This window comes from Streptomyces sp. NBC_00414, assembly GCF_036038375.1.
In the GTDB taxonomy this organism is placed as follows: Bacteria; Actinomycetota; Actinomycetes; order Streptomycetales; family Streptomycetaceae; genus Streptomyces.
The window spans coordinates 4,001,142-4,021,513 of record NZ_CP107935.1; the positions used below are offsets into that span (position 1 = coordinate 4,001,142).

The window sequence follows — 20,372 nt, forward strand, 5'->3', positions numbered from 1 at the left end:
GCCCGTCGTGGCTGGGCGCGCAGTTCCCCGCGCCCCCTACGGGGCGCTCTCCTCGGCGGGTTCTGCGGCCTCGTCGTCCTCGAAGTAGGTGTCCAGGACCTCGTCGAGGCTGGTCTCCCACTCCTTGAAGCTGGATCGCGACGTCGCTTCGATCTCCAGGGGGTACCAGCGGCGGTCGGGCGTGTGCACCGTGATGGTGAAACGCTTTCCGAAACGCGGGGACTCCGTCTCGACGGCGCCGATCTCGTCCCAGCGGAACTCGGCCTCCTGGTCGTCCAGGGTCAGCCGTACGCCGCTGTGGTCGGCGACGATCCTCGCGCGGCGGTCGGCGGCCTCGAAGACGGGGCCGCCGCCGTCCGGAGACTCGTCGGACTTGTCGGAGGGCTCGTCGTCCGAGGACTCGTCGTCCGAGGGCTCGTCGTCCGAGGAATCTCCTGCGGCGGGCTTCCCGCCGGAGGGCTTCTGTGCGGAAGACTTTTCGGGTTCCTCCTCCGGGGCCTCGTCCTTCGAGGCCGGGGTCTTGGACGCCGGGGCCTTGGAGACCGACCGCTTCTCGGAGGCCGTCTCTTGCGAGACGGCCTCCTCGGTGGTCTCCGCGGGCTCGGCGTCCTTCGGCGCGGCGGGGCGCGGGCCCGTGATGCCGGGCACGAACGCCGGGTCGACCGCGGCGCCTTGCAGGGGCTGGATGTTGGGTCCTATGCGCTGCTCCACAGCGGGCAGTATGGTCGACGATCCTGTGCCAGGAACAGTCGGGCTCCGGTTCGTCCCGCTACATCGTTATATGAAGACGCTCAGTGCCGCCGCCATCGTGAAGCCCGCCACCGACAGGACCGTTTCCAGGACCGTCCAGGACTTGAGGGTGTCCCGTTCGGAGATGCCGAAGTACTTGGCGACGATCCAGAAGCCGCCGTCGTTGACGTGCGAGGCGAAGATCGAGCCCGCCGAGATCGCCATGATGATCAGTGCCAGGTGTGCCTGGGAGAGGTCCTGGCCCTCGACCAGCGGGACCACGATGCCGGCCGTGGTGACGATGGCCACCGTCGCCGAGCCCTGGGCGACCCGCAGGACGACCGAGATCAGGTAGGCCAGCACGATGACCGGCAGGCCCACGTCGTTGAAGGTGTCCGCCAGCGCGTCCGCGATGCCCGAGCCCTTGAGCACGGCGCCGAAGACTCCGCCCGCGCCCACCACCAGGAGGATGTTGCCCACCGGCTTGAGGGATGACGTGGAGACCGTTTCCAGGGACTTGCGGGACCAGCCCCGCCTGATGCCCAGCAGGTAGTACGCCATCAGCAGCGCGATCGTCAGCGCGACGAAGGGGTGGCCGAAGAACTCGACGACCGAGCGGAAGGTCGAGGGGTCCAGCGCGATCGAGGAGAACGTCGCGGCCAGGATCAGCAGCAGGGGCGTACCGATGATCAGGAAGACCGTGGGGAGGGGGACCGGCTGTTCCGCGTAGTCCTCGGGCTGGGGCTGGGTGGTCGTCGCGACGGTTGTGGAGCCCTTGCCCGTGACCGTGTCGTCGGGCGCTCCCGTCGAGCGGGCTGCCGCTCGGCGTGCCGCGCGCTCCTCGGCCACTGCGGCCTTCGCTTCGTCCGCCGCCTCCAGCATGTCCTGCGGTACGGGGACGAAGAGGCGCTTGCCGATCCAGGCCGCGTACGCCCAGGCGGCGAGTACGGCCGGGATGCCGACGATGATGCCCATCAGGATGACCCAGCCGAGGTCCACCTTGAACAGGCCTGCGGCGGCCACCGGGCCGGGGTGCGGGGGCAGGAACGCGTGCGTCATCGACAGGCCCGCGAGCAGGGGCATGCAGTAGAGAAGGATCGACTTGCCCGAGCGCTTGGCGGCGGCGTAGACGATCGGCGCGAGGACGAAGATGCCCACGTCGAAGAAGACCGGGATGCCGAAGATGAGGCCGGTGAGGCCCATCGCGAGCGGGGCGCGCTTCTCGCCGAAGAGGTTCAGCAGGCGGGTGGAGAGCGCTTCGGCTCCGCCTGACACCTCCAGGATCGCGCCCAGCATCGTGCCGAGGCCGATGATGATCGCGACGTGGCCGAGGATGCCGCCCATGCCCGACTCGATCATCGAGACGGAGGCCGATCTCTGGACCGTGCCGAAGAGTTCCGTGACCGACAGGCCCGCGGAGAGACCCACGGCTATGGAGACCGCGAGCAGTGCGACGAACGGCTGGAGTCTGACCTTGATGATCAGGACCAGCAGAAGGACGATGCCGAGCGCCGCGACGGTCAGCAGGCCCGCTGTGCCGTCCAGGAGGAGGAGCAGGCCTCCTGTGTGGGGTGGGACTTCTGGGGCTGGTGGGGCGGCTGCGAGGAGGGATGACATGGGGAGGGCCTCTTTTTCGGGGCAGGGTGCGGAGTTCCGTGTTTTTGGGCAGGGGGGATCGCCGTACGTCGTGCGGGGTGTTTGTGGGGGGTGGTGCTTGTTGTCGCCGGGTGCGGGCCGGCGGTCCCCGCGCCCCTGAGGGCGCGGGGTCACAGTCAGTTCAGTACTGCCAGTGCGTCGATCTCGACGAGGAGGCCGGCGGGCAGGCCCACGTACACCGTCGTGCGGGCCGCCGGGGGTGCGGTGAGGTTCTGCTCCTCGAAGTACGCGTTGTAGATGGCGTTCATCTCCGCGAAGTGGTCGACGTCGGTGAGGTAGACGCGGATCATCATCGCGTCGTCCCAGGAGGCGCCGCCCTCTTCGAGGATCGCCTTCACGTTGGCGAGCGTCTGGAGGGTCTGCTCGCGCAGCGTGGGGCCCGCGGGTGTCGGGGGCTGCCCCTCGACCGCGGGCAGGAAGCCGACCTGGCCCGCGACCTGGAGGATGTTCCCCTTCCTGACGCCGTGCGAGAACTTGGCGGGCGGGGTCGTGTGGGTCTTCGGGGTGAGGGCGGTCTTGTCGGTCATGAGCTGGTTTCCTTCGTCGGGGTCTTGCCTGAGTACTCGGCGCTGATGGCCTCCGCGGTGCGGCGGACCAGGGGGAGCAGTGTGAGGAGTTCGTCCGCGGTGACGACCACGTTCGGGGCCGAGACGGACATGGCCGCCACGACCCGTCCGTCCGTGCCCCGGATGGGGGCGCCCACGCAGTTGATGGACTCCTCGTGGCCTCCGAGGTCGGTGGCCCAGCCCTGTTCGCGGACCTTGTCCAGCTCCCGCAGGAAGGCGGGGGCGCTGGGGGTCGAACGGGACGTGTACATGGGGTAGTCGAGCTTCTCCGCGAACGTGCGTCGCTCCTGCTCGGGGAGGTCGGCGAGGAGCAGCTTGGCAACTGCGGCGACTGTGATGGCCACGGGTTTGCCGATGCGGGAGTACATGCGTACCGGGTAGCGGCTGTCGACCTTGTCGATGTACAGGACTTCGCCGTCCTCGTGCACCGCGAGGTGGACGGTGTGGCCGCAGTTCTCGTTGAGGCGTACGAGGTGGGGGTGGGCGATCTCCCGCACGTCGAGGTTCTCCACGGCTTCCTGGGCGAGTGCGAAGAGGCGGGCGCCCAGGCGGTAGCGCTGGTCGGACTGGCGGTAGACCAGGCCGTGTTCGTGGAGGGTGCGCAGGAGCCGCAGGGCGGTGGATTTGTGGACGTCGAGGCGGTCGGCGACCTGTCCTAGGTCGGCGGGGCCCTCGGCGAGCAGCGGCAGGATGCTCAGCGCGCGGTCGACGGTCTGGCTCATGGGGTCGGTACCTCCTCCTGGGCCCGGTCTGCGGCGTTCGTCCAGCCGGGGCCGAGTCGAAGTGTCCCCCACGCGTTGTCGTCCAGGGCGGCGAGGCGGTCGGCGTGGTCGCGGGAGGGGGGTGCGGCCAGGTCTCCGGGGACGGTGAGGGCGGCTGCGGCCATGAGGTGGCCGTGGCGGAGGCGGTGTTTCGGGGGGAGGCCGCGGAGGGTTGCCGACAGGAAGCCTGCGGCGAAGGCGTCGCCCGCGCCTACTGGGGCGATCACGTCCACCTTGAGGGCGGGGGCGTCGGTGACGGTGTCGCCCACGCCTTCGCTTGTGGGGTGGGGCGGGGGCGCGCCGGGGGGTGTCCGTCCTCGGTCCGGTGCGGAATCGGGGGCCTTGGAGGCGAGGGCGGTTGACGCACCGGCGCCTGCGGGCGAACACCCCCCGGCGCGCCCCCTTGTCGCCGTACGCGGGTGACGGTCCGCCTCCGCTTCGAAGAGGGTGGCTCCCGCGCTGCCGTTCTTGACCACCAGCACGTTTGGTTCCGGGAGTGCTTCCCGGATCGCCTGCGGGCCGCCTGTGATGCCCCACGCCGCCTCTGCCTCGTCCTCGCCCACGAAGACCAGGTCCGCGCCTCGGGCCAGGGCGAGGAGGGTGGTGCCTGCCGTGGTGGCGTCCGGCCAGAGGCCTTCTCGGTAGTTGACGTCGAAGGAGATCAGGGGGTGAGGGCTTGTCATCGACCTCGACGTCAGGGTCTTGAGGAGGGACAGGCAGTCCTGGGAGAGGGCTGCTGTGATGCCGGAGAGGTGGAGGATGTCCGCCGCGTGGAGGGCGTCCAGGTCGACGGTGGTGGGGGACATCGCCGCGGCGGCGGAACCGGTGCGGTAGTACGCCACCTCGTGGGCGTCGGTGGCCCGGTCGCCGGCCGTGCGGAAGTAGATGCCGGTGGGGCGGGTGGGGTCGCGTCGTACGGCTGAGGTGTCCACGCCGTATGACGCGATGGTCTCCAGGAGGTGGTCGCCGAAGCCGTCCGCGCCTACCCGGCTGACCCATCGCGTGGTGTGGCCCGCGGCCGCCAGTACGCACGCCACGTTTGATTCCGCGCCGCCGATCGCGCGCTCGAACGACGGCACGTCGGCGAGGCGGCCCGGGCGGGACGGGAGGAACGTGACCATGGACTCGCCGAGTGTGACGACCTCCGCGGCGGCCGGGGGTCGCTGGGTGTCGTCGTGTTCGGGCGGTCCGGTGCGGGTCACGATGGCTGGGGCTCCTCGTCACTGCCGTGGGTCTGGGCGGCTCCGTTGACCCGGCGTTGGCCGAGATGTTAGACAGCAGTAAGCGCGATACGCAATGGCCGTTGCGGAGAATGCAATGGCCTCTATGAGGGAGGCTTTATGGCCGCCGACTCCGCCTCTGCCAACGGTGTGGAACGTCTTGCCGCGCTTGCCGACGAGCGTGTCGACCACCGGTTCAAGGGCCTTCCGCCCGACGCCGAGGGGCTGACCGTCGGTGAGCTGGCCGCCCAGCGCCGCAATCTCTTCAGTGGTGGGTTCACCACGCCGCTGCTCGCCCTCTCCGCCGAGCGCCTCGAGCACAATCTGCGGCTCATGGAGACGTACGCGGAGCGGCATGGGCTCGTCTTCGCCCCGCACGGCAAGACCTCTATGGCTCCCCAGCTTTTTCGGCGCCAGATCGAGCACGGCGCCTGGGGCATCACTCTCGCCGTGCCGCACCAGGTGCGGGTCGCCCGGGCCTTCGGCGTGCAGCACATCTTCCTGGCCAACGAACTCGTGGATCCGGCCGCGCTTGCCTGGATCTCCGCACAGCTCGCCGCCGACCCCGGGTTCCGGTTCGTGTGTTACGTCGACTCCGTGCGTGGAGTGGAGTTGATGGATGCCGCGCTGCGGGGGGCCTCCCGTCCGGTTGACGTCGTCGTTGAGCTGGCCGCCGGTGAAGGGGCCCGGACCGGTGTGCGGACCGAGGCCTCGTGCGCGGCGGTCGCCGACGCGGTCGCCGGTGTGGACACGCTTCGGCTGGTGGGGGTCGCTGGGTACGAGGGCGAGGTGCCGGACGCCGACCCGGAGCGCGTGCGGGCGTGGCTGCGGCGGCTGACCGCCCTGGCCGTGGACTTCGACAAGGCGGGGCGGTTCGCCGCGTCGGGGCTGGACGAGATCGTGGTGAGCGCGGGCGGCAGCGCCTGGTTCGACGCGGTGGCCGATGTCTTCGCCGAACTGCCCGAGCTGTCACTGCCCGTGCTGAAGCTGCTGCGTTCCGGGGCGTACGTCTCGCACGACGACGGGCACTACCGGGAGGTGACGCCCTTCGTACGGATTCCTGAGGAGGGCGCCCTGCATCCTGCCTTCCGGCTCTGGGCGCAGATCGTCTCACGGCCCTCCCCCGAGCAGGCCTTCGCCAACGCGGGCAAGCGCGACGCGGCGTACGACCTTGATCTGCCCGAGGTGCAGGTGGTGCGGGGGGAGAACGGCGAGCGGCCGGCGGACGGCATCGGCGTCACCTCCCTGTCCGACCAGCACGCCTGGATCCGTACGGGCGAGGGAGCCGAGCTTCAGGTCGGCGACTGGGTGGGGATGGGGCTCTCGCATCCCTGCACCTCGTTCGACAAGTGGCAGCTGATCCCCGTGGTGGAGCAGGACGGCTCCGTCGTCGACTACATCCGCACCTACTTCTAGGAGCCCGCCATGATGGATGTCGTCATCCGTGACGCGGACGTCGTCGACGGCAGCGGAGGCCCCTCCTACCGGGCCGACGTGGGCATCGAGGGCGGCAGGATCACCAGCGTGGTCCAGGAGGCGGCTGCCGCCGGGTGTCTTCGGCCCGTCGCCCGTCGCGTGGTGGACGCCGAGGGACTCGTCCTCTCCCCCGGCTTCATCGACATGCACGCCCACAGTGATCTCGCTCTGCTGCGGGACCCGGACCACAGTGCGAAGGTCGCGCAGGGCGTCACGCTTGAGGTCATCGGGCAGGACGGGCTGTCGTACGCGCCCGTCGACGACCGCACGCTCGCCGAGGTGCGCCGCGCGATCACCGGCTGGAACGGCAACGGTGACGACATCGACTTCAGCTGGCGGTCGGTGGGCGAGTACCTCGACCGGCTGGACCACGGGTTCGATGGTGAGGGCATCGCCGTCAACGCCGCCTATCTCATCCCGCAGGGCGCCGTGCGGATGCTCGCCGTCGGCTGGGACGACCGTGCGGCCACCCCGCGGGAACTGGACCGGATGCGGCAGCTGGTCGCCGACGGCATGCGTGAGGGCGCGGTCGGCATGTCCTCGGGGCTCACGTACACCCCCGGCATGTACGCCAAGGACACCGAACTGACCGAGCTGTGCCGGGTGGTGGCGGAGTACGGCGGCTACTACTGCCCGCATCACCGCTCGTACGGCGCCGGCGCGCTCGACGCGTACCGGGAGATGGTGGAGCTGACGCGTGAGGCGGGCTGCCCGCTCCATCTCGCCCACGCCACCATGAACTTCGGCGTGAACAAGGGCAAGGGCGCTGAGCTGCTGGAGCTGTTGGACGAGGCGCTGGGGGGTGGGGCGGACATCACGCTCGACACGTATCCGTACACGCCGGGGTGTACGACTCTCGTGGCCATGCTGCCCAGTTGGGCCAGCGAGGGTGGCCCTGAGGCGATCCTTGCCCGGCTGGGGGATGCGGAGACCGCCGAGCGGATCCGGCATCACATGGAGGTGGTGGGGTCCGATGGGTGTCATGGCGTGCCCATTGAATGGGACACCATCGAGATCTCGGGTGTCGCCGATCCGGCGCTCGCGTCCTATGTGGGCCTGACGGTTCAGGACTCCGCGGACGCGCGCGGTGAGGCGCCGTGGACGACCGCCCGCCGGTTGTTGCTCGACGACGGTCTCGGGTCGACGATCCTGCAGCACGTGGGGCACGAGGACAACGTGCAGACGATCATGCGGCACCGCGTTCACACCGGTGGCTCGGACGGCATCCTGCGCGGTGACAAGCCGCATCCGCGGGCGTACGGCACGTTCCCGCAGTATCTCGGCCGCTATGTGCGGGAGTTGGGTGTGCTGAGCCTGGAGGAGTGTGTCGCTCATCTGACGTCGCGGCCCGCGGCTCGGCTGCGGCTGCCCGACCGTGGTCTTGTACGGGAGGGCTACCGCGCCGACCTGGTTCTCTTCGACCCGGAGACCGTGGCCGCGGGGTCGACCTTCGACGTGCCGCGTGCGCTGCCGGTCGGCATCCCGCATGTCCTGATCGACGGGCGCTTTGTCATCGAGGACGGGCGGCGCACGGATGTGCTGGCGGGACGGGCGGTCCGCCGGACTCCTCGCTGACCGCCCGCCGACCGGCTGTTACGGCTTGGGCAGGGTGCACCCGGCGGCGTTCAGGTCGAGCTTGCTGTCGACGCCGAAGCAGGCGGGTATCTGGTAGGTCTCCTGCCCGTAGTTGATGCCCGCGCGGACGGTGACCGTGCCGTTCTCGTCCACCTCGCACGGGTTGTTCTCGGTGCAGCGCCCGCCGTCCTCGTTGCCGGTGTTGTTGACGGCGACGACGTTGCCGGTGGCGTTGTCGACCACGGGCGAGCCCGAGGTACCGCCGATGGTCTGGCAGGCGGAGGTGTAGCGGACCGAGTCCTTCCAGGTCCAGTCGCCCTCCTTGAGGCGGTAGGCGAAGCCGTCGATGTTGCAGGCGTACGTGCGCTTCCAGTAGCCGGAGACGACCGTGATGGCGGTGCCGGCCACCGGGTGCGTGTCGTTGAGCGTCAGCGGGCTGATGCCGTACGAGCTGGTGATCTGCCCGTACGTGGTGGTGAGCTGGTAGAGCGAGACGTCCGTGTCGGTCATCGTGGCGTACGCGATCTTGCCGGCCCGCAGGGTGGCGACGCGGGTGCCGGCGGAGTTCAGCAGACCGAAGGTGCGGCTGGAGGCCCGGTCGACGATGACCTCGCCGGCCGCGGGGAATCCGGTCTCCAGGCAGTGGCCGTTGGACATCACCAGCGCCGGGTCGTCGGCCTCCGAGTCCGGGAAGCGCACGACGGAGCCGGAGCAGTTGCTGAGCGAGACGGTGCCGGCGAAGTTGACGGCCTGGACGGCCGCGGGCGCCTTGGTGTCGGTCGAGGTCTCCGTGGCGGCCACCGCCGGTGCTGCCAGGCCCGTCCCTGTGATCATCAGGGCGCCGAGCGCGGCAAGGAGAGGCTTTTTCATGTGGGGGTCCCCTCGTGTGACGTGAGCGGCCGGAGATCTTCCGGCCACTTCCCGTTTTTGTCATGCGCATTCTGAGGCGAACAGATTCCGACGAACAAGGACCCATTTCCAGCCGCCGGAAGCCCCAGCAAGAAAGCAGGGCTCGCACGGATGGCCCACTCAAGGGCGCGGGCGGCCCTTTAAGGGGCGCGGGGAACTGCGCGACCAGCAACGACCGACCGGCACCGACACACCGACGGCCACCCCACCCCCCTAGGGGCGCGAGGAACTGCGCGACCAGCCCCGACCGACCCGCAGCCACGCGTCGGCGTCCGCCCCAGACCCCCCTAGGGGCGCGGGGAACTGCGCGACCAGCAACAACGAACCCGCACCCACACACCGACGACCACCCCACCCCCCAGGGGCGCGGGGAACTGCGCGACCAGCCGCACCCCACCCAGGCCGAGCCAAACACCCGCACCCCCCGGAGGGGCCACGTGGTGGAAAACACGCCGCGACATCCATTACCCGCCCGTAAGCTCACGGACATGCAGGTGATCCAGTCGACCAAGCTCGCCAACGTCTGTTACGAGATCCGGGGCCCGGTGCTTGAGGAGGCGATGCGGCTGGAAGCGGCCGGCCATCGCATCCTCAAGCTGAACACCGGAAACCCGGCAGCCTTCGGCTTCGAGTGCCCGCCGGAGATCCTGGAGGACATCCTCCGCAACGTCTCGTCGGCGCACGGCTACGGAGACGCGAAGGGCCTGCTCGCGGCACGCCGCGCCGTGGTCATGCACAACCAGACGCTGGGCATAGAGACGGACGTCGAGCACGTCTTCATCGGCAACGGCGTGTCCGAGCTGATCGTGATGGCGATGCAGGGCCTGCTGGACGACGGCGACGAGGTCCTCGTACCGGCGCCGGACTACCCCCTGTGGACAGCCGCCGTCTCCCTCTCCGGCGGCACCGCCGTGCACTACCGCTGCGACGAGCAGTCCGCCTGGATGCCCGATCTCGCCGACGTGGAGCGGAAGGTCACCGACCGCACCAAGGCGATCGTGATCATCAACCCGAACAACCCGACGGGTGCCGTGTACGACGAGGCGATGCTGCGGGGGCTCACCGACATCGCCCGCCGCCACAACCTGCTGGTCTGCTCGGACGAGATCTACGACAAGATCCTGTACGACGAGGCCGTGCACACCCCCACCGCCAAGGTCGCCCCCGACCTGCTCACCCTCACCTTCAACGGGATGTCGAAGGCGTACCGCGTGGCCGGGTACCGGGTGGGATGGATGGCGATCTCCGGGCCGCGGGCGCACGCCGACTCGTACATCGAGGGGCTGACGATCCTCGCCAATATGCGGCTCTGCGCGAACATGCCCGGTCAGCACGGTGTCGTCGCCGCCCTCAGCGGCCGGCAGACCATCAACGATCTCGTGCTGCCCGGCGGGCGGCTGCGCGAGCAGCGGGACGTGGCGCACAAGCTGCTGACCGACATCCCGGGCGTGACCTGCGTGAAGCCCAAGGGCGCGCTCTACCTCTTCCCGCGCCTCGACCCGAAGGTCTTCAAGATCAAGGACGACCGGCGGATGGTGCTGGACCTGCTGCGCACCGAGAAGATCATGGTGGTGCAGGGGACGGGCTTCAACTGGCCGGAACAGGACCACTTCCGGGTCGTCACCCTGCCCACGACAAGGGACCTGACGGACGCGGTGACACGGATCGGGAACTTCCTGGAGAAGTACGCCCAGAACTGACACCCGGTCACCCTGCGTGGTCACCCGGTCCCACTTTCGGAGTCCGCTCAACTTTAGACGAAATCTAAGCTAGGATGGCTTCCTGTCAGAGCACAGGAGGCCATCTCCCATGTACGAACCGATCCGCACCAAGTCGGTCCACACGATGGCCGGCACCGCCGACTTCCCCCACCGGTCGCGCGAGGAGGAGCTGGACATCCAGCTCGCCGGTCATCTGGCGGCCCTGCTCGCGGTCACGGACGAGCTCCGTGGCCTCGAACCGTCTGCCGAGCTCGATGTCGCCGCGCAGCGGCTGGCCGAGCAGGTGACCCGGCTGCGCGGCGGGCTTGCGCCGGCCCGCGCGGCGGTCGCCGCCACCGGTCGCGGGCCGCTGCCCGCCGCTCTGCATCAGCGGGCGCACGCCCTTGCGGGGCGCGCTCTCGTCGTCGCGGCGTCCCGGGCGGACACCGCGGGCGCGATCCTGGCCGCCGAGCGCATGGATGTGCACGCGGCGGCCTTGGCGGCGCCGGCGTCAGCCCTCACCGCCCTCTGAGCCGAGGGCTTCGAAGCCCTCGGGCTTCCCCTGTCGGCCCCGGTCCGCGCGCACCCGCAGCGACGTGCGGGCCGGGTGCCACGCATGTCGGAAGGGCCGCACCCTTGAGGGGTGGGGTCCTTTCGTTCTTGAGCGCGGCCTCTTCTTCCGGGTGCGTCCGGCTGTTCTTCCCGAGCGGGTCGGTGAGGGCCTGTCGCGCCGTTCCCCCGCCCCCACCGGGGCACCCCTGGCCTGATAGGACGCCGGCGTTCCGGTTGCGTACTGGGATGGGGTGGTCACCCCCTGTTCATCCGAAGCAGCGAGGAACGTCGGGTTCCGGGAGCAGGCTCCGGGTGTGAGACGAATCATCGCCATCGTCCTGGCGGTATTCCTGATCGGCGGAGTGGCAGCAGCCGTCGTAGCGGGCCGCGAAGAGCAGGACAGCAGCACGGCAACGAAGACCGTGCGAGGAGTGATCGGGTCGGAGAAGGCGGAGTTCTTCGCCGACCCTGATGTGGTGAAGGCCCTGGCTGCCAGGGGCTACACCGTGGAGACGGAGACCTCCGGGTCCTGGGCCATGGAGGGACTCGACCTCAAGGGGTACGACTTCACGTTCCCCTCCAGTCAGGCGCCCGCCGGGGAACTGGCCTCGAAGTACCACGTACGGCAGCCCCTGCCGCGCCCCTTCTACTCGCCGCTCGTGGTCGTGGCGCACCGCAGCGCCGCCGGAGTACTGGCGGACAACGGCCTCGCGACGCTGGGCGGGAAGGGCAACGGCACCCTCAAGATGGGCGCCTATCTCAAGGCCGCCGGGGGCGACCGGACCTGGCAGCAGCTCAAAGGGGCCGGAAAGCATGGTGAGTTGAGCGGCACGCTGTTCATCTCCACCACCGACCCGACCAGTTCGAACTCGGGCGCCCTGTATCTCGCCGCCGCCTCCTACGTCGCGGATGGCGGCCGGGTCGCCGACGGCGCCGCGGCCGTCGACCGTACAGCGCCCCTGATGCGCAAACTGATCAGCGTCCAGGGGTCGCAGCAGACCAGCACGGACGCGGCCTTCCGGGACTTCGTCAGCGGCGTCGGAAACCCGCTGGTCCTCGTGTACGAGTCCCAGGTCGCCGCGCTCCTCGCCGAAGGCCAGGGTGCCGACGACCTGGTCGTTCTCTACCCGGACACCACCGCCAACAGCGATCACACAGTGGTCCCCCTCACGGCGGAGGGCCGCGCCCTCGGTGAACTGCTGGGGACCGACGAGGAGTTGCGCAGGCTCGCGGTGCGGCACGGGTTCAGGCCCCAGGGCGCGGCCGTCGAGTTCACGGCGGCCACCGACGCCCACACCACGTATCTCAACCAGAAGCTGACCGGTGTCCGGCAGGTGCCCGTGCCCGCCTCCAAGGTGCTGCACGAGATGGCGCGCCGGGCCCGGGACTAGGGGGAACAGCAAGTGGGCAACACCGAGGACACCTTCACTCTCACTCCTCCGGAGGCCGTCGCGGCCGTGCCGAAGGAGAAGGCCGGCGGGCTCGTGCCGGTCGACGATTCCGTACGTACGGACATGGCGCGCAAGGCCGCCGAGTACGTCGACGGGCTCGCCGCGCTCGACGCCCGCTCCCCCCAGTTCGCCGGGAAGATCGGCGAGATCGTCGCACTCGGCTCGGGCGAGATGCGCGGGGCCGCCGCCCAGTCGAACCGCATGCTGGAGCGTACGGTCCGCGCCCTTCCCGCGAACGGCGAGGACGCCCAGTCGCGCGTCTCGTCCTCGCTCGTCGAACTCCGGCGCACCGTGCAGGATCTGGACCCGCGCGAGCTGCCCGGCGGCAGGGCACGCAAGCTGCTGTCCCGGCTGCCGGGCGGCAACAAACTCCGTGACCATGTGGCCAAGTACGCCTCCGCGCAGGGCACGTTGAACAAGATCGTGGGCTCGCTGCGCGGCGGCCAGGACGAACTGCGGCGCGACAACGCGGCCCTGCAGACCGAGCGTGTCCGTCTGTGGGACTCGATGGGCAAACTCCAGGAGTACGTCGTCCTGACCGAGGCCCTGGACGCGGCCGTCGAGGGCCACATCGGTGGGGTGGAGGCGCTGGATCCCGCGCAGGCGGACACCCTGCGCGCCGACGTTCTCTTCCCCGTACGGCAGAAGCACCAGGACCTGCTCACCCAGCTCGCGGTGTGCGCCCAGGGCTATCTGGCCATGGACGTGGTCCGCCGCAACAACGAGGAGCTGATCAAGGGCGTCGACCGAGCGGCCACCACCACGGTCTCCGCGCTGCGCATCTCGGTCATGCTCGCCTCCGCCCTGGACACCCAGCGCAAGGTCGTCGAGCAGGTCAACGCGCTGCGCGGCACGACGGAGGACCTCATCCGCGGCAACGCGGAGATGCTCGCCACCCAGAGCGGCGAGATCCAGCGCATCGCGGCCGACCCCGCCGTGGGGGCGGAGACCCTCCGCTCGGCCTTCCAGCAGATCTACCAGACCCTCGACACCATCGACACGTACAAGGCCCAGGCCACGGAAACGATGGCCGCGACGGTGGAGTCCCTGACCGCGGAACTCCAGCACGCCACGACGTACTTGGAACGCAGCCGCTCCCAGGGCGCCTTGGAAGGGGGGCTTGGGTGAACCCGACTGTGGGCAGGCGTTCCGCAGGGCGATGGGGCCCCCGCACGAGCGGAGCCGAGCGTGGGGGAGGGTGGGCACGGACCACCCGCCTGGCCGCAGCCGCCATCGCGTTGGCATTGGTGACAGCCGGATGCACGTCGGCCGTGGAAGAGCCGAGCGCTTCGAACAACGAGCCGGAACCCGGCACCCTCCGCGTACTCGCCTCCAGCGAACTCGTCGACATGAAGAGCGTCCTGGACCAGGTCCACAAGGACACCGGCATCACGGTCCGGCCCACCTACATGGGCACACTCGACGCGGTCGACCTCCTGGCGAAGGGCAGGGCGAAGGGCGTGTACGACGCGATCTGGCTGTCCTCCAACGACTACCTGCGTCTCACTCCCGCCGCAGCGAAGCAGGTCGTGTCCCAGACCCCGGTGATGTCCAGCCCGCTGGCCATCGGGGTGAAGAACGCCACCGTACGGAAGCTCGGCTGGAAGCCGCAGGACGTCACCTGGGCCGACATCGAGAAGGCGGTGCGCGACGACGGGCTGACCTACGGCATGACCGACCCGTCCCGCTCCAACTCGGGTTTCTCCACCCTCATATCGGTGGCCTCGGGTCTCTCCGACGCCCAGTCGGCGCTGACGGACGCGGATGTGGAGGAGGCGACGCCCCGGCTGACGGAGTTCTTCAAGGGGCAGAAGCTGACGTCCGGGTCCTCGGGCTGGCTGGCCCAGGCGTACGACCGGCGCGGTGACGTCGACGCGCTGCTCAACTACGAGTCGGTGCTGAAGTCGAGGAAGGACCTGACGGTGATCCGCCCGCGCGACGGCGTCGTCACCGCCGACTATCCGCTGTCCTCGCTCGCGTCCACCAGTCAGGAGGTCCGTGACGACGTCCGCCGGCTCACCGAGGCCCTGCGTACCCCGGCGACCCAGCGGCTGATCACCGACCGGACGCTGCGCCGGCCCGTCGTGCCCTCCGTGCCGCTCGCGGCGGGGCTCGACAGTTCCCGGCGGCGCGAACTGCCGTTCCCGGGCGGCCGTTCCGTCGCCGACGGGCTCCTCGACTCCTACGAGAACAAGCTGCGCCGCCCCTCCCGGACCGTGTACGTGCTCGACACCTCGGGCTCGATGCGTGAGGACGGGCGGCTCGGCCGGCTGAAGAAGGCGCTCACCGACCTCACCGGCGACTTCCGCGAACGCGAGGAGGTGACGCTCATGCCGTTCGGCTCGGCCGTCAAGAGCGTACGCACGCATGTGGTGCGGCCCGGGGACCCGCGTTCGGGGCTCGACGCGATCCGGCGTGACACCGAGGCGCTCACCGCGGAGGGCGACACGGCGATCTACACGTCGCTGCAGAAGGCGTACGAGCATCTGGGGGCCGACGACGACACGTTCACGTCGGTCGTGCTGATGACGGACGGCGAGAACACGGAGGGCGCCGGCCCGGCGGAGTTCGACGGGTTCTACGGCCGGCTGTCCGGGGACGAGCGGCGGATCCCCGTCTTCCCGATCCTCTTCGGCGACTCCGACCGCGGCGAGCTGGAACACATCGCCGACCTGACCGGCGGCCGTCTCTTCGACGCCCGGAAGGGCTCGCTCGACGGCGCCTTCGAGGAGATCCGTGGCTACCAATAAGTCTCCCGCCAACAGGTTTCTCGGCTACCTGGAGTCCCGAAAGAACCTCACCGGGAGCGCCTGCGGGATCGCCGGTCTCGGGCTGACCTTCGCGGGAGTGGCGGGTGTGTACTGGCCGGTCGTCGTCGCGGGCCTGTACGGCGCGGGTGCGCTGGTCGCCCCGCCGGAGCGGCCGCCCTTGCCGGACTTCCCGGATCCTTCCGCCCAACTGGACGGCATCCGTGAGGACTTCGGGAAGCTTCGGGCCTACCTGGCGGACGTCGAGCTGCCGCCCGCGGCCGCCGGCCGGCTCACCGAGCTGACCGAGCTGCTGACGGCGCTCCTCGACCCCGGGTGGGTCGCTGAGATCCTCGCGCGCGACCCGGAGGGGGTGCACGCGCTGTCCCGGGCCGTGCGGACCGATGTCCCGGAGGCCGTCGACACGTTCGTACGGACGCGGTGGTGGGCGCGGTTGGCGCCCGGTACGGAGGCGCCCGAGCGGCATCTCGAACGGCAGCTGGGGTTGCTGCACGAGGAGGCGGAGGCGCTGGCCGCCGGGCTGCGCGAGACGGAGGCCCGGCGCCAGGAATCCCACACCCGCTATCTGGAGGACCGGGCGTAGCCGAGGGCCCGACGGAGGAGGGGCGGGGCTCACCCGGCGCCGAACTCCGCGACCGCCCGTCCCACGATCGCCTCCAGCTGCTCATGGTGCGCCCCGCGCCAGTACGCCCGCCCGCACTCCCCGCACCGCGCGAACACGTCGTACGAACGTCGCGTCCCCCCTTCGAGCTGCTCGGCGACCTCGTCCTTGGAGGCCGCCGCCAACAGTCCGTTGCACGCGGTGCACCGGCTCCACGGCCGGAGTTCGGGCGCGAACCGGCCCAGTACGTCCCGTAGTTGCTCGTCGGGCCGGGTGCTGTAGACGAACGCCCCGGCCCACAGCTCCCGGCGCCTGAGCAGCCCCCGGTCCCGGCTCAGCAGGACCCGCCGCTCGGCCGCCGACCTCGCCGCGAGCGCGGGATCGCCGATGTCCAGCGACTCGTAGGCGGCGTCGACACCGAGCAGTCGGAGTCGGCGCGCCAGCGTGCCGAGGTGGACGTCGAGCAGGAAACGCAAAGGGGCGCCCGGGACCGGCTGGGGGCGCTCTGCCGCTCGTACCTCGACGGAGTCCGCCGCCGCCGGCAGATGCGAGACGGCCACCGTGCGGCCGTTCACCACGAGTTCGCCGACCTCGGTCAGCGGAACGCCGAGCGACTCGACGACATGGCCCAGCGTGGACGAGCCGTCGGTGGCGACGGGCGTGGCCCCCGCCCGGCGTCCGTGCGGGACGAACACCCGTAGTCCTGGGGCGAATTCGACGTGGATCTCCGGTCCGTTCACCGGGTCAGGATGACATGCGGGCCGGGCCCGTGGCCTCAGGGTTTCCCCGGAGCGAGCCCGTGCTGCAGGACGTTCAGGGCCCGCTCGACGAGGTCACCGAGGTCGTCCTCGTGCCGGTGCTCGGCCCAGTACAGGGTCACCTCCATCAGACCGCCGACGAGGGACATCGCGAAGACGCGCACCTCGAAGCTGTCGGGTGCCCGGCCGGTGCGTTCGCCGATGACCTGGCAGAGCAGATGCCCGGTGACGGACATGCTCTCCATCATCCGTGAACGCACGGAGGGCACCTCGACCATCAGCCGGGTCCGCAGCCGGGTCACCTCGGGTTCTTCCGAGGTGCCGAAGGCGATGGACTTCCGGAACACGTGCCTGAGGGATTCGAGCCACGGTTCGTCCGCCGGACGGGCCCGCAGGTCCTCCACCAGGAGCGGGTCGAACTCGTCCGTGAGGACGATGTCCTCCTTGGTCGGGAAGTAGCGGAAGACCGTGGACGGCGACACCTCGGCCAGCTCGGCGATCTGCTCGATCGTCGTCGCGTCGTACCCCTGGTCCTCGATCAGCCGGTACGTCGCGTCACGGATGGCCGTGCGCGTCTTGATCTTCTTGCGCTCACGAAGTCCCAGCTGGGCGTGGGGGGCGGGAGTCGGAGTACGTGCGGCCGTCATGGGGGTCATTGTCGGCCATCGGCCGGGGCCGGTGCCATGTCCGGGTCGGTCACGTCCGAGTCGGTCACGTCCGAGTCGGTCACGTCCGAGTCGGTCATGTCCGGACCGGCGACGTCCTGGAGGGCTGCTACGGCGCCGGTCGCGCCCAGAGCGGTGCCGGTCGCGTCCGGAACAGTCGTGTCCGGGCCGGTGACACCCGAGTCCCCCGCGTCCGGGTCCGCCGCGTCCGAGTGTTCCGTGTCCGCGTTCGGCAGGAACGCTCCCGCCAGCAGCGCCGCGACGAGCGAGGCGATCCCGCACACCAGCAGGACGAGGCCCATGCCGTGGACGTACGCCGTGTCCGCGGAGGTCAGCAGATCGGCGGCACCGGTGCGGTCGGCGACGAGATGGGCCGCGACCACGGACTCCCCCGCCGTGTCCGCCGCCCGCTCGGGCAGTCCGGTCACATCGAGGCGGTCCCGGAAGGTTCCGGCCAGCAGACTGCCGAGCAGTGCGATGCCGATCGCCCCGCCGACCTGGCGCAGCGTCATGAGGAGCCCGGACCCGCTGCCCGCCCGGTCCGCGGGCAGGGCGCCGAGGGCCCCGTCCATCGCCGGGACGATCGCGAAGCCGAAGCCGAGGCCCGCGACCGACAGCCACAGCGCGGTGAATCCGTACCCGGACTCGACCGTCGTACGGCTCCCGAGGAACGCGGCGAAGGCCAGCACCACCAGTCCGGCGCTCACCACGCCCCGTGCCCCGAACCGCTCCACGACCGGCTGGGCCGCCCTGGCGGCGACCATCAGGCCGCCCATCATCGGCAGCAGGCGGACACCCGTGCCGAAGGCGTCGTTGCCGAGGACGGCCTGCAGATAGGGCGGCAGCACGAACATCAGGCCGGACAGGACGAACATCACGAGCGTCGCCGCGACCGAGTTGAGCAGGAAGCCGCGGTGCGTGAGCAGGGACATGTCGAGCATGGGGCGGGCCGAGCGGCGTTCGCGCCGGACCAGCGCGGTGAGCAGGAGTACGGCTCCGGCGATCAGGGCGAGCACGAGGGGGTCGCCCCAGCCACGGGTCGGCGCCTCGATGATCGCGTAGATGAGGGCGCCCAGTCCGGCCGCGGTGAACACGGTGGAGACCACGTCGACCTTGGGAGAGGCGGGGTCGCGGGTCTCCGGGAGGAGGAAGAGGCAGGCGGTGATGCCGATCGCGGCCATCGGGATGTTGATCAGGAAGACCGAGCCCCACCAGAAGTGGTCGAGCAGCCAGCCCCCGATGATCGGGCCGAGCGGCATGCCGAGCGCGGCCGCGGCCGAGATGATGCCGACCGCCTTGGTGCGCTCGGTGGGCGGGAACAGCGAGGGCAGGACGGACATGGACAGCGGCATCACCAGCGCGGCGCCCACGCCCATCACCGCGCGGGCGACGACGACCCAGGTCACGTCGCCGGCGAGGGAGCCGACCAGCGAACCGGCGAGGAAGACGCCGAGTCCGGCCATCAGCATGCGGCGGCGCCCGAACCGGTCGCCGAGCAGTCCGGCGGGCAGCATCAGCGCCGCGAACACGACGATGTACGCGTCCGCCATCCACTGCTGCTCACCGGTGCTCGCGCCGAGCTGACCGGCCATCGTCGGGAGCGCCACGTTGAGGATCGTCATGTCGAAGCCGAGGACGAGCATGCTCGCGACCAGGGCGCCCAGGGCCCACCAGCGGCGTGGGTCCAGTGCGGCGGGGACGGATTGCTTGGTGACAGTAACCATGAAATGAGAGTAACTCTCAAAAGGTAGCCGCTGTCAATGCGTGAAGGTGGGATGCAGGGTGCGGTCGGGCGTCGGCTGCGGGCGTGAGGGCCGAGGGCGCGCAGTTCCCCGCGCCCCTGGCGGGGCGGGGCGCGGGGCCCGGGGCCCGGGGCCCGGGCATGCGAAAGGGGCCCCGCCGCGCGATGCGGTGGGGCCCCTGCCGGAGAACTGCCGTGGCTATCCGTACTGGTAGGCCACCATCGAGATGCCGATGTAGTGCGCGATGAACGCCGCGAGCGTGAGCGAGTGGAAGACCTCGTGGAAGCCGAACCAGCGCGGTGACGGGTTGGGTCGTTTGAGTGCGTAGATCACGCCGCCGGCGCTGTAGAGAAGTCCGCCCACGATCACCAGGACCAGCACGGCGATGCCTCCGGCCCGCATGAAGTCGGGGAGGAAGAAGACGGCGGCCCAGCCCATCGCGATGTAGCAGGGGGTGTAGAGCCAGCGGGGCGCGCCGATCCAGAAGACACGGAAGGCGATGCCCGCGAGCGCCGCGCCCCAGATGCCCCACAGCAGCCACTTCCCCTTGCTCTCCGGGAGCAACAGCATCGTCAGCGGTGTGTACGAGCCCGCGATGATGAGGAAGATGTTCGCGTGGTCGAGTCTGCGCAGCACGCCGTCCATGCGCGGGCTCCAGGTGCCGCGGTGGTAGATCGCGCTGACCCCGAACAGCAGGCAGGCCGTCAGGACGAAGATCGCGCAGGCCGCTCGGGCACGGGTCGAGCCGGCGAGTGCCGTCAGCACCAGGCCGGAGACGAGGACCGCCGGGAACATTCCGGCATGCAGCCAGCCGCGCAGTCTCGGTTTGACGGGGTGCGGCAGGGAGAGCGCTTCGGCGACGCGGTCGACTACCGGCGTGTCCGCTGAGGCGTCGGGGCTGGGCGCAGTCATGGATCCATCGTACCTACGGAACCGTAAGTTACGTATCAGCCGACCGCCGGAAGCACGCCGAGTGGCCAGCCTCTCACGAGGGTGCCGAGCCGAAGTGCCAGGTGGGCAGGAAGAGCACTTCTCACGCGTGCGGCAACAAGTGGTGATGCTCACGCTGCTCAGGTGTGAGGCCCTCTGGACATATGCGCGCGCCCGTCGGATGATCAAATGAGTGCGGTCGGCACCGGATGAGCGCCAGGAAGATCGATATCCACCGAAAAGATCGATAAAGGTCGGTCAGGATCGGTGATCATCGATTACGTGAAGCATCCGGGTCGCAGCCCCCACGGGG

18 protein-coding genes are annotated in these 20,372 nt (G+C 70.1%); 8 read left to right on the plus strand and 10 right to left on the minus strand.

The genetic code is table 11. The features are described 5' to 3' along the window. Window positions 1–36: 36 nt before the first annotated feature. The 5 genes from OHS59_RS17150 to OHS59_RS17170 all read right to left on the minus strand — a co-directional run bounded on the left by OHS59_RS17150 (window position 37) and on the right by OHS59_RS17170 (window position 4,833). Window positions 37–711 carry a hypothetical protein gene (locus OHS59_RS17150; protein WP_328494271.1) on the minus strand — a complete coding sequence of 225 codons (675 nt, stop codon included), beginning with the start codon at window positions 709–711 and terminating at the stop codon, window positions 37–39. Window positions 712–777: 66 nt separating this feature from the next. Then, window positions 778–2,346 carry a GntP family permease gene (locus OHS59_RS17155; RefSeq protein ID WP_328494272.1) on the minus strand — a complete coding sequence of 523 codons (1,569 nt, stop codon included), beginning with the start codon at window positions 2,344–2,346 and terminating at the stop codon, window positions 778–780. 155 nt (window positions 2,347–2,501) lie between these two features. After that, a complete protein-coding gene (locus tag OHS59_RS17160; RefSeq protein ID WP_328494273.1) occupies window positions 2,502–2,912 on the minus strand; it encodes a RidA family protein in 411 nt (136 codons plus the stop codon). Further along, window positions 2,909–3,673 (minus strand): IclR family transcriptional regulator, encoded by a 765-nt coding sequence (locus OHS59_RS17165; protein WP_328494274.1) that lies wholly within the window; start codon window positions 3,671–3,673, stop codon window positions 2,909–2,911. Before OHS59_RS17165 ends, OHS59_RS17160 begins: the two co-directional genes overlap by 4 nt. Next, window positions 3,670–4,833, minus strand: a complete 1,164-nt coding sequence (locus tag OHS59_RS17170) for a sugar kinase (RefSeq protein ID WP_328499240.1) — start codon at window positions 4,831–4,833, stop codon at window positions 3,670–3,672. The genes OHS59_RS17165 and OHS59_RS17170 overlap by 4 nt, the downstream gene beginning before the upstream one ends. Window positions 4,834–5,052: 219 nt before the next feature. Here OHS59_RS17170 and OHS59_RS17175 point away from each other — a divergent pair, with 219 nt between their 5' ends. Beyond that, complete coding sequence (locus OHS59_RS17175; RefSeq protein ID WP_328494275.1) at window positions 5,053–6,348, plus strand: amino acid deaminase; 1,296 nt, start codon at window positions 5,053–5,055, stop codon at window positions 6,346–6,348. 9 nt (window positions 6,349–6,357) lie between these two features. After that, window positions 6,358–7,983: an N-acyl-D-amino-acid deacylase family protein gene (locus OHS59_RS17180; protein ID WP_328494276.1), complete on the plus strand. Its 1,626-nt coding sequence runs from the start codon at window positions 6,358–6,360 to the stop codon at window positions 7,981–7,983. 18 nt (window positions 7,984–8,001) lie between these two features. Here the strand turns inward: OHS59_RS17180 and OHS59_RS17185 are convergent, their stop codons facing one another. Next, on the minus strand, window positions 8,002–8,853 hold the full coding sequence (locus OHS59_RS17185; RefSeq protein ID WP_328494277.1) for a S1 family peptidase: 852 nt from the start codon (window positions 8,851–8,853) through the stop codon (window positions 8,002–8,004). A 527-nt stretch (window positions 8,854–9,380) separates the two neighbouring features. Here OHS59_RS17185 and OHS59_RS17190 point away from each other — a divergent pair. The 6 genes from OHS59_RS17190 (at window position 9,381) to OHS59_RS17215 (ending at window position 15,946) form a co-directional block, all read left to right on the plus strand. Continuing rightward, a complete protein-coding gene (locus OHS59_RS17190) occupies window positions 9,381–10,592 on the plus strand; it encodes a pyridoxal phosphate-dependent aminotransferase (RefSeq protein WP_328494278.1) in 1,212 nt (403 codons plus the stop codon). Window positions 10,593–10,701: 109 nt separating this feature from the next. Continuing rightward, complete coding sequence (locus tag OHS59_RS17195; RefSeq protein WP_328494279.1) at window positions 10,702–11,124, plus strand: SCO4983 family protein; 423 nt, start codon at window positions 10,702–10,704, stop codon at window positions 11,122–11,124. A 334-nt stretch (window positions 11,125–11,458) separates the two neighbouring features. Then, on the plus strand, window positions 11,459–12,535 hold the full coding sequence (locus OHS59_RS17200; RefSeq protein WP_328494280.1) for a hypothetical protein: 1,077 nt from the start codon (window positions 11,459–11,461) through the stop codon (window positions 12,533–12,535). 12 nt (window positions 12,536–12,547) lie between these two features. Continuing rightward, on the plus strand, window positions 12,548–13,723 hold the full coding sequence (locus OHS59_RS17205; RefSeq protein WP_328494281.1) for a toxic anion resistance protein: 1,176 nt from the start codon (window positions 12,548–12,550) through the stop codon (window positions 13,721–13,723). A gap of 119 nt (window positions 13,724–13,842) precedes the next feature. Further along, on the plus strand, window positions 13,843–15,345 hold the full coding sequence (locus tag OHS59_RS17210) for a substrate-binding and vWA domain-containing protein (RefSeq protein WP_328494282.1): 1,503 nt from the start codon (window positions 13,843–13,845) through the stop codon (window positions 15,343–15,345). Further along, window positions 15,332–15,946 (plus strand): hypothetical protein, encoded by a 615-nt coding sequence (locus OHS59_RS17215; protein ID WP_328494283.1) that lies wholly within the window; start codon window positions 15,332–15,334, stop codon window positions 15,944–15,946. Before OHS59_RS17210 ends, OHS59_RS17215 begins: the two co-directional genes overlap by 14 nt. A 29-nt stretch (window positions 15,947–15,975) precedes the next feature. On the opposite strand, the gene OHS59_RS17220 is transcribed toward OHS59_RS17215, so the two are convergent. The 4 genes from OHS59_RS17220 to trhA all read right to left on the minus strand — a co-directional run bounded on the left by OHS59_RS17220 (window position 15,976) and on the right by trhA (window position 20,041). Next, a complete protein-coding gene (locus OHS59_RS17220; protein ID WP_328494284.1) occupies window positions 15,976–16,704 on the minus strand; it encodes a Mut7-C RNAse domain-containing protein in 729 nt (242 codons plus the stop codon). Window positions 16,705–16,739: 35 nt separating this feature from the next. Beyond that, entirely contained in the window at window positions 16,740–17,369 is a 630-nt protein-coding gene (locus OHS59_RS17225; protein WP_443061455.1) for a TetR/AcrR family transcriptional regulator, read from the minus strand. 5 nt (window positions 17,370–17,374) lie between these two features. After that, entirely contained in the window at window positions 17,375–19,111 is a 1,737-nt protein-coding gene (locus tag OHS59_RS17230; RefSeq protein WP_328494286.1) for a DHA2 family efflux MFS transporter permease subunit, read from the minus strand. 216 nt (window positions 19,112–19,327) lie between these two features. Next, window positions 19,328–20,041: a PAQR family membrane homeostasis protein TrhA gene (trhA, locus tag OHS59_RS17235; protein ID WP_328494287.1), complete on the minus strand. Its 714-nt coding sequence runs from the start codon at window positions 20,039–20,041 to the stop codon at window positions 19,328–19,330. Between the last annotated feature and the right edge of the window lie 331 nt (window positions 20,042–20,372).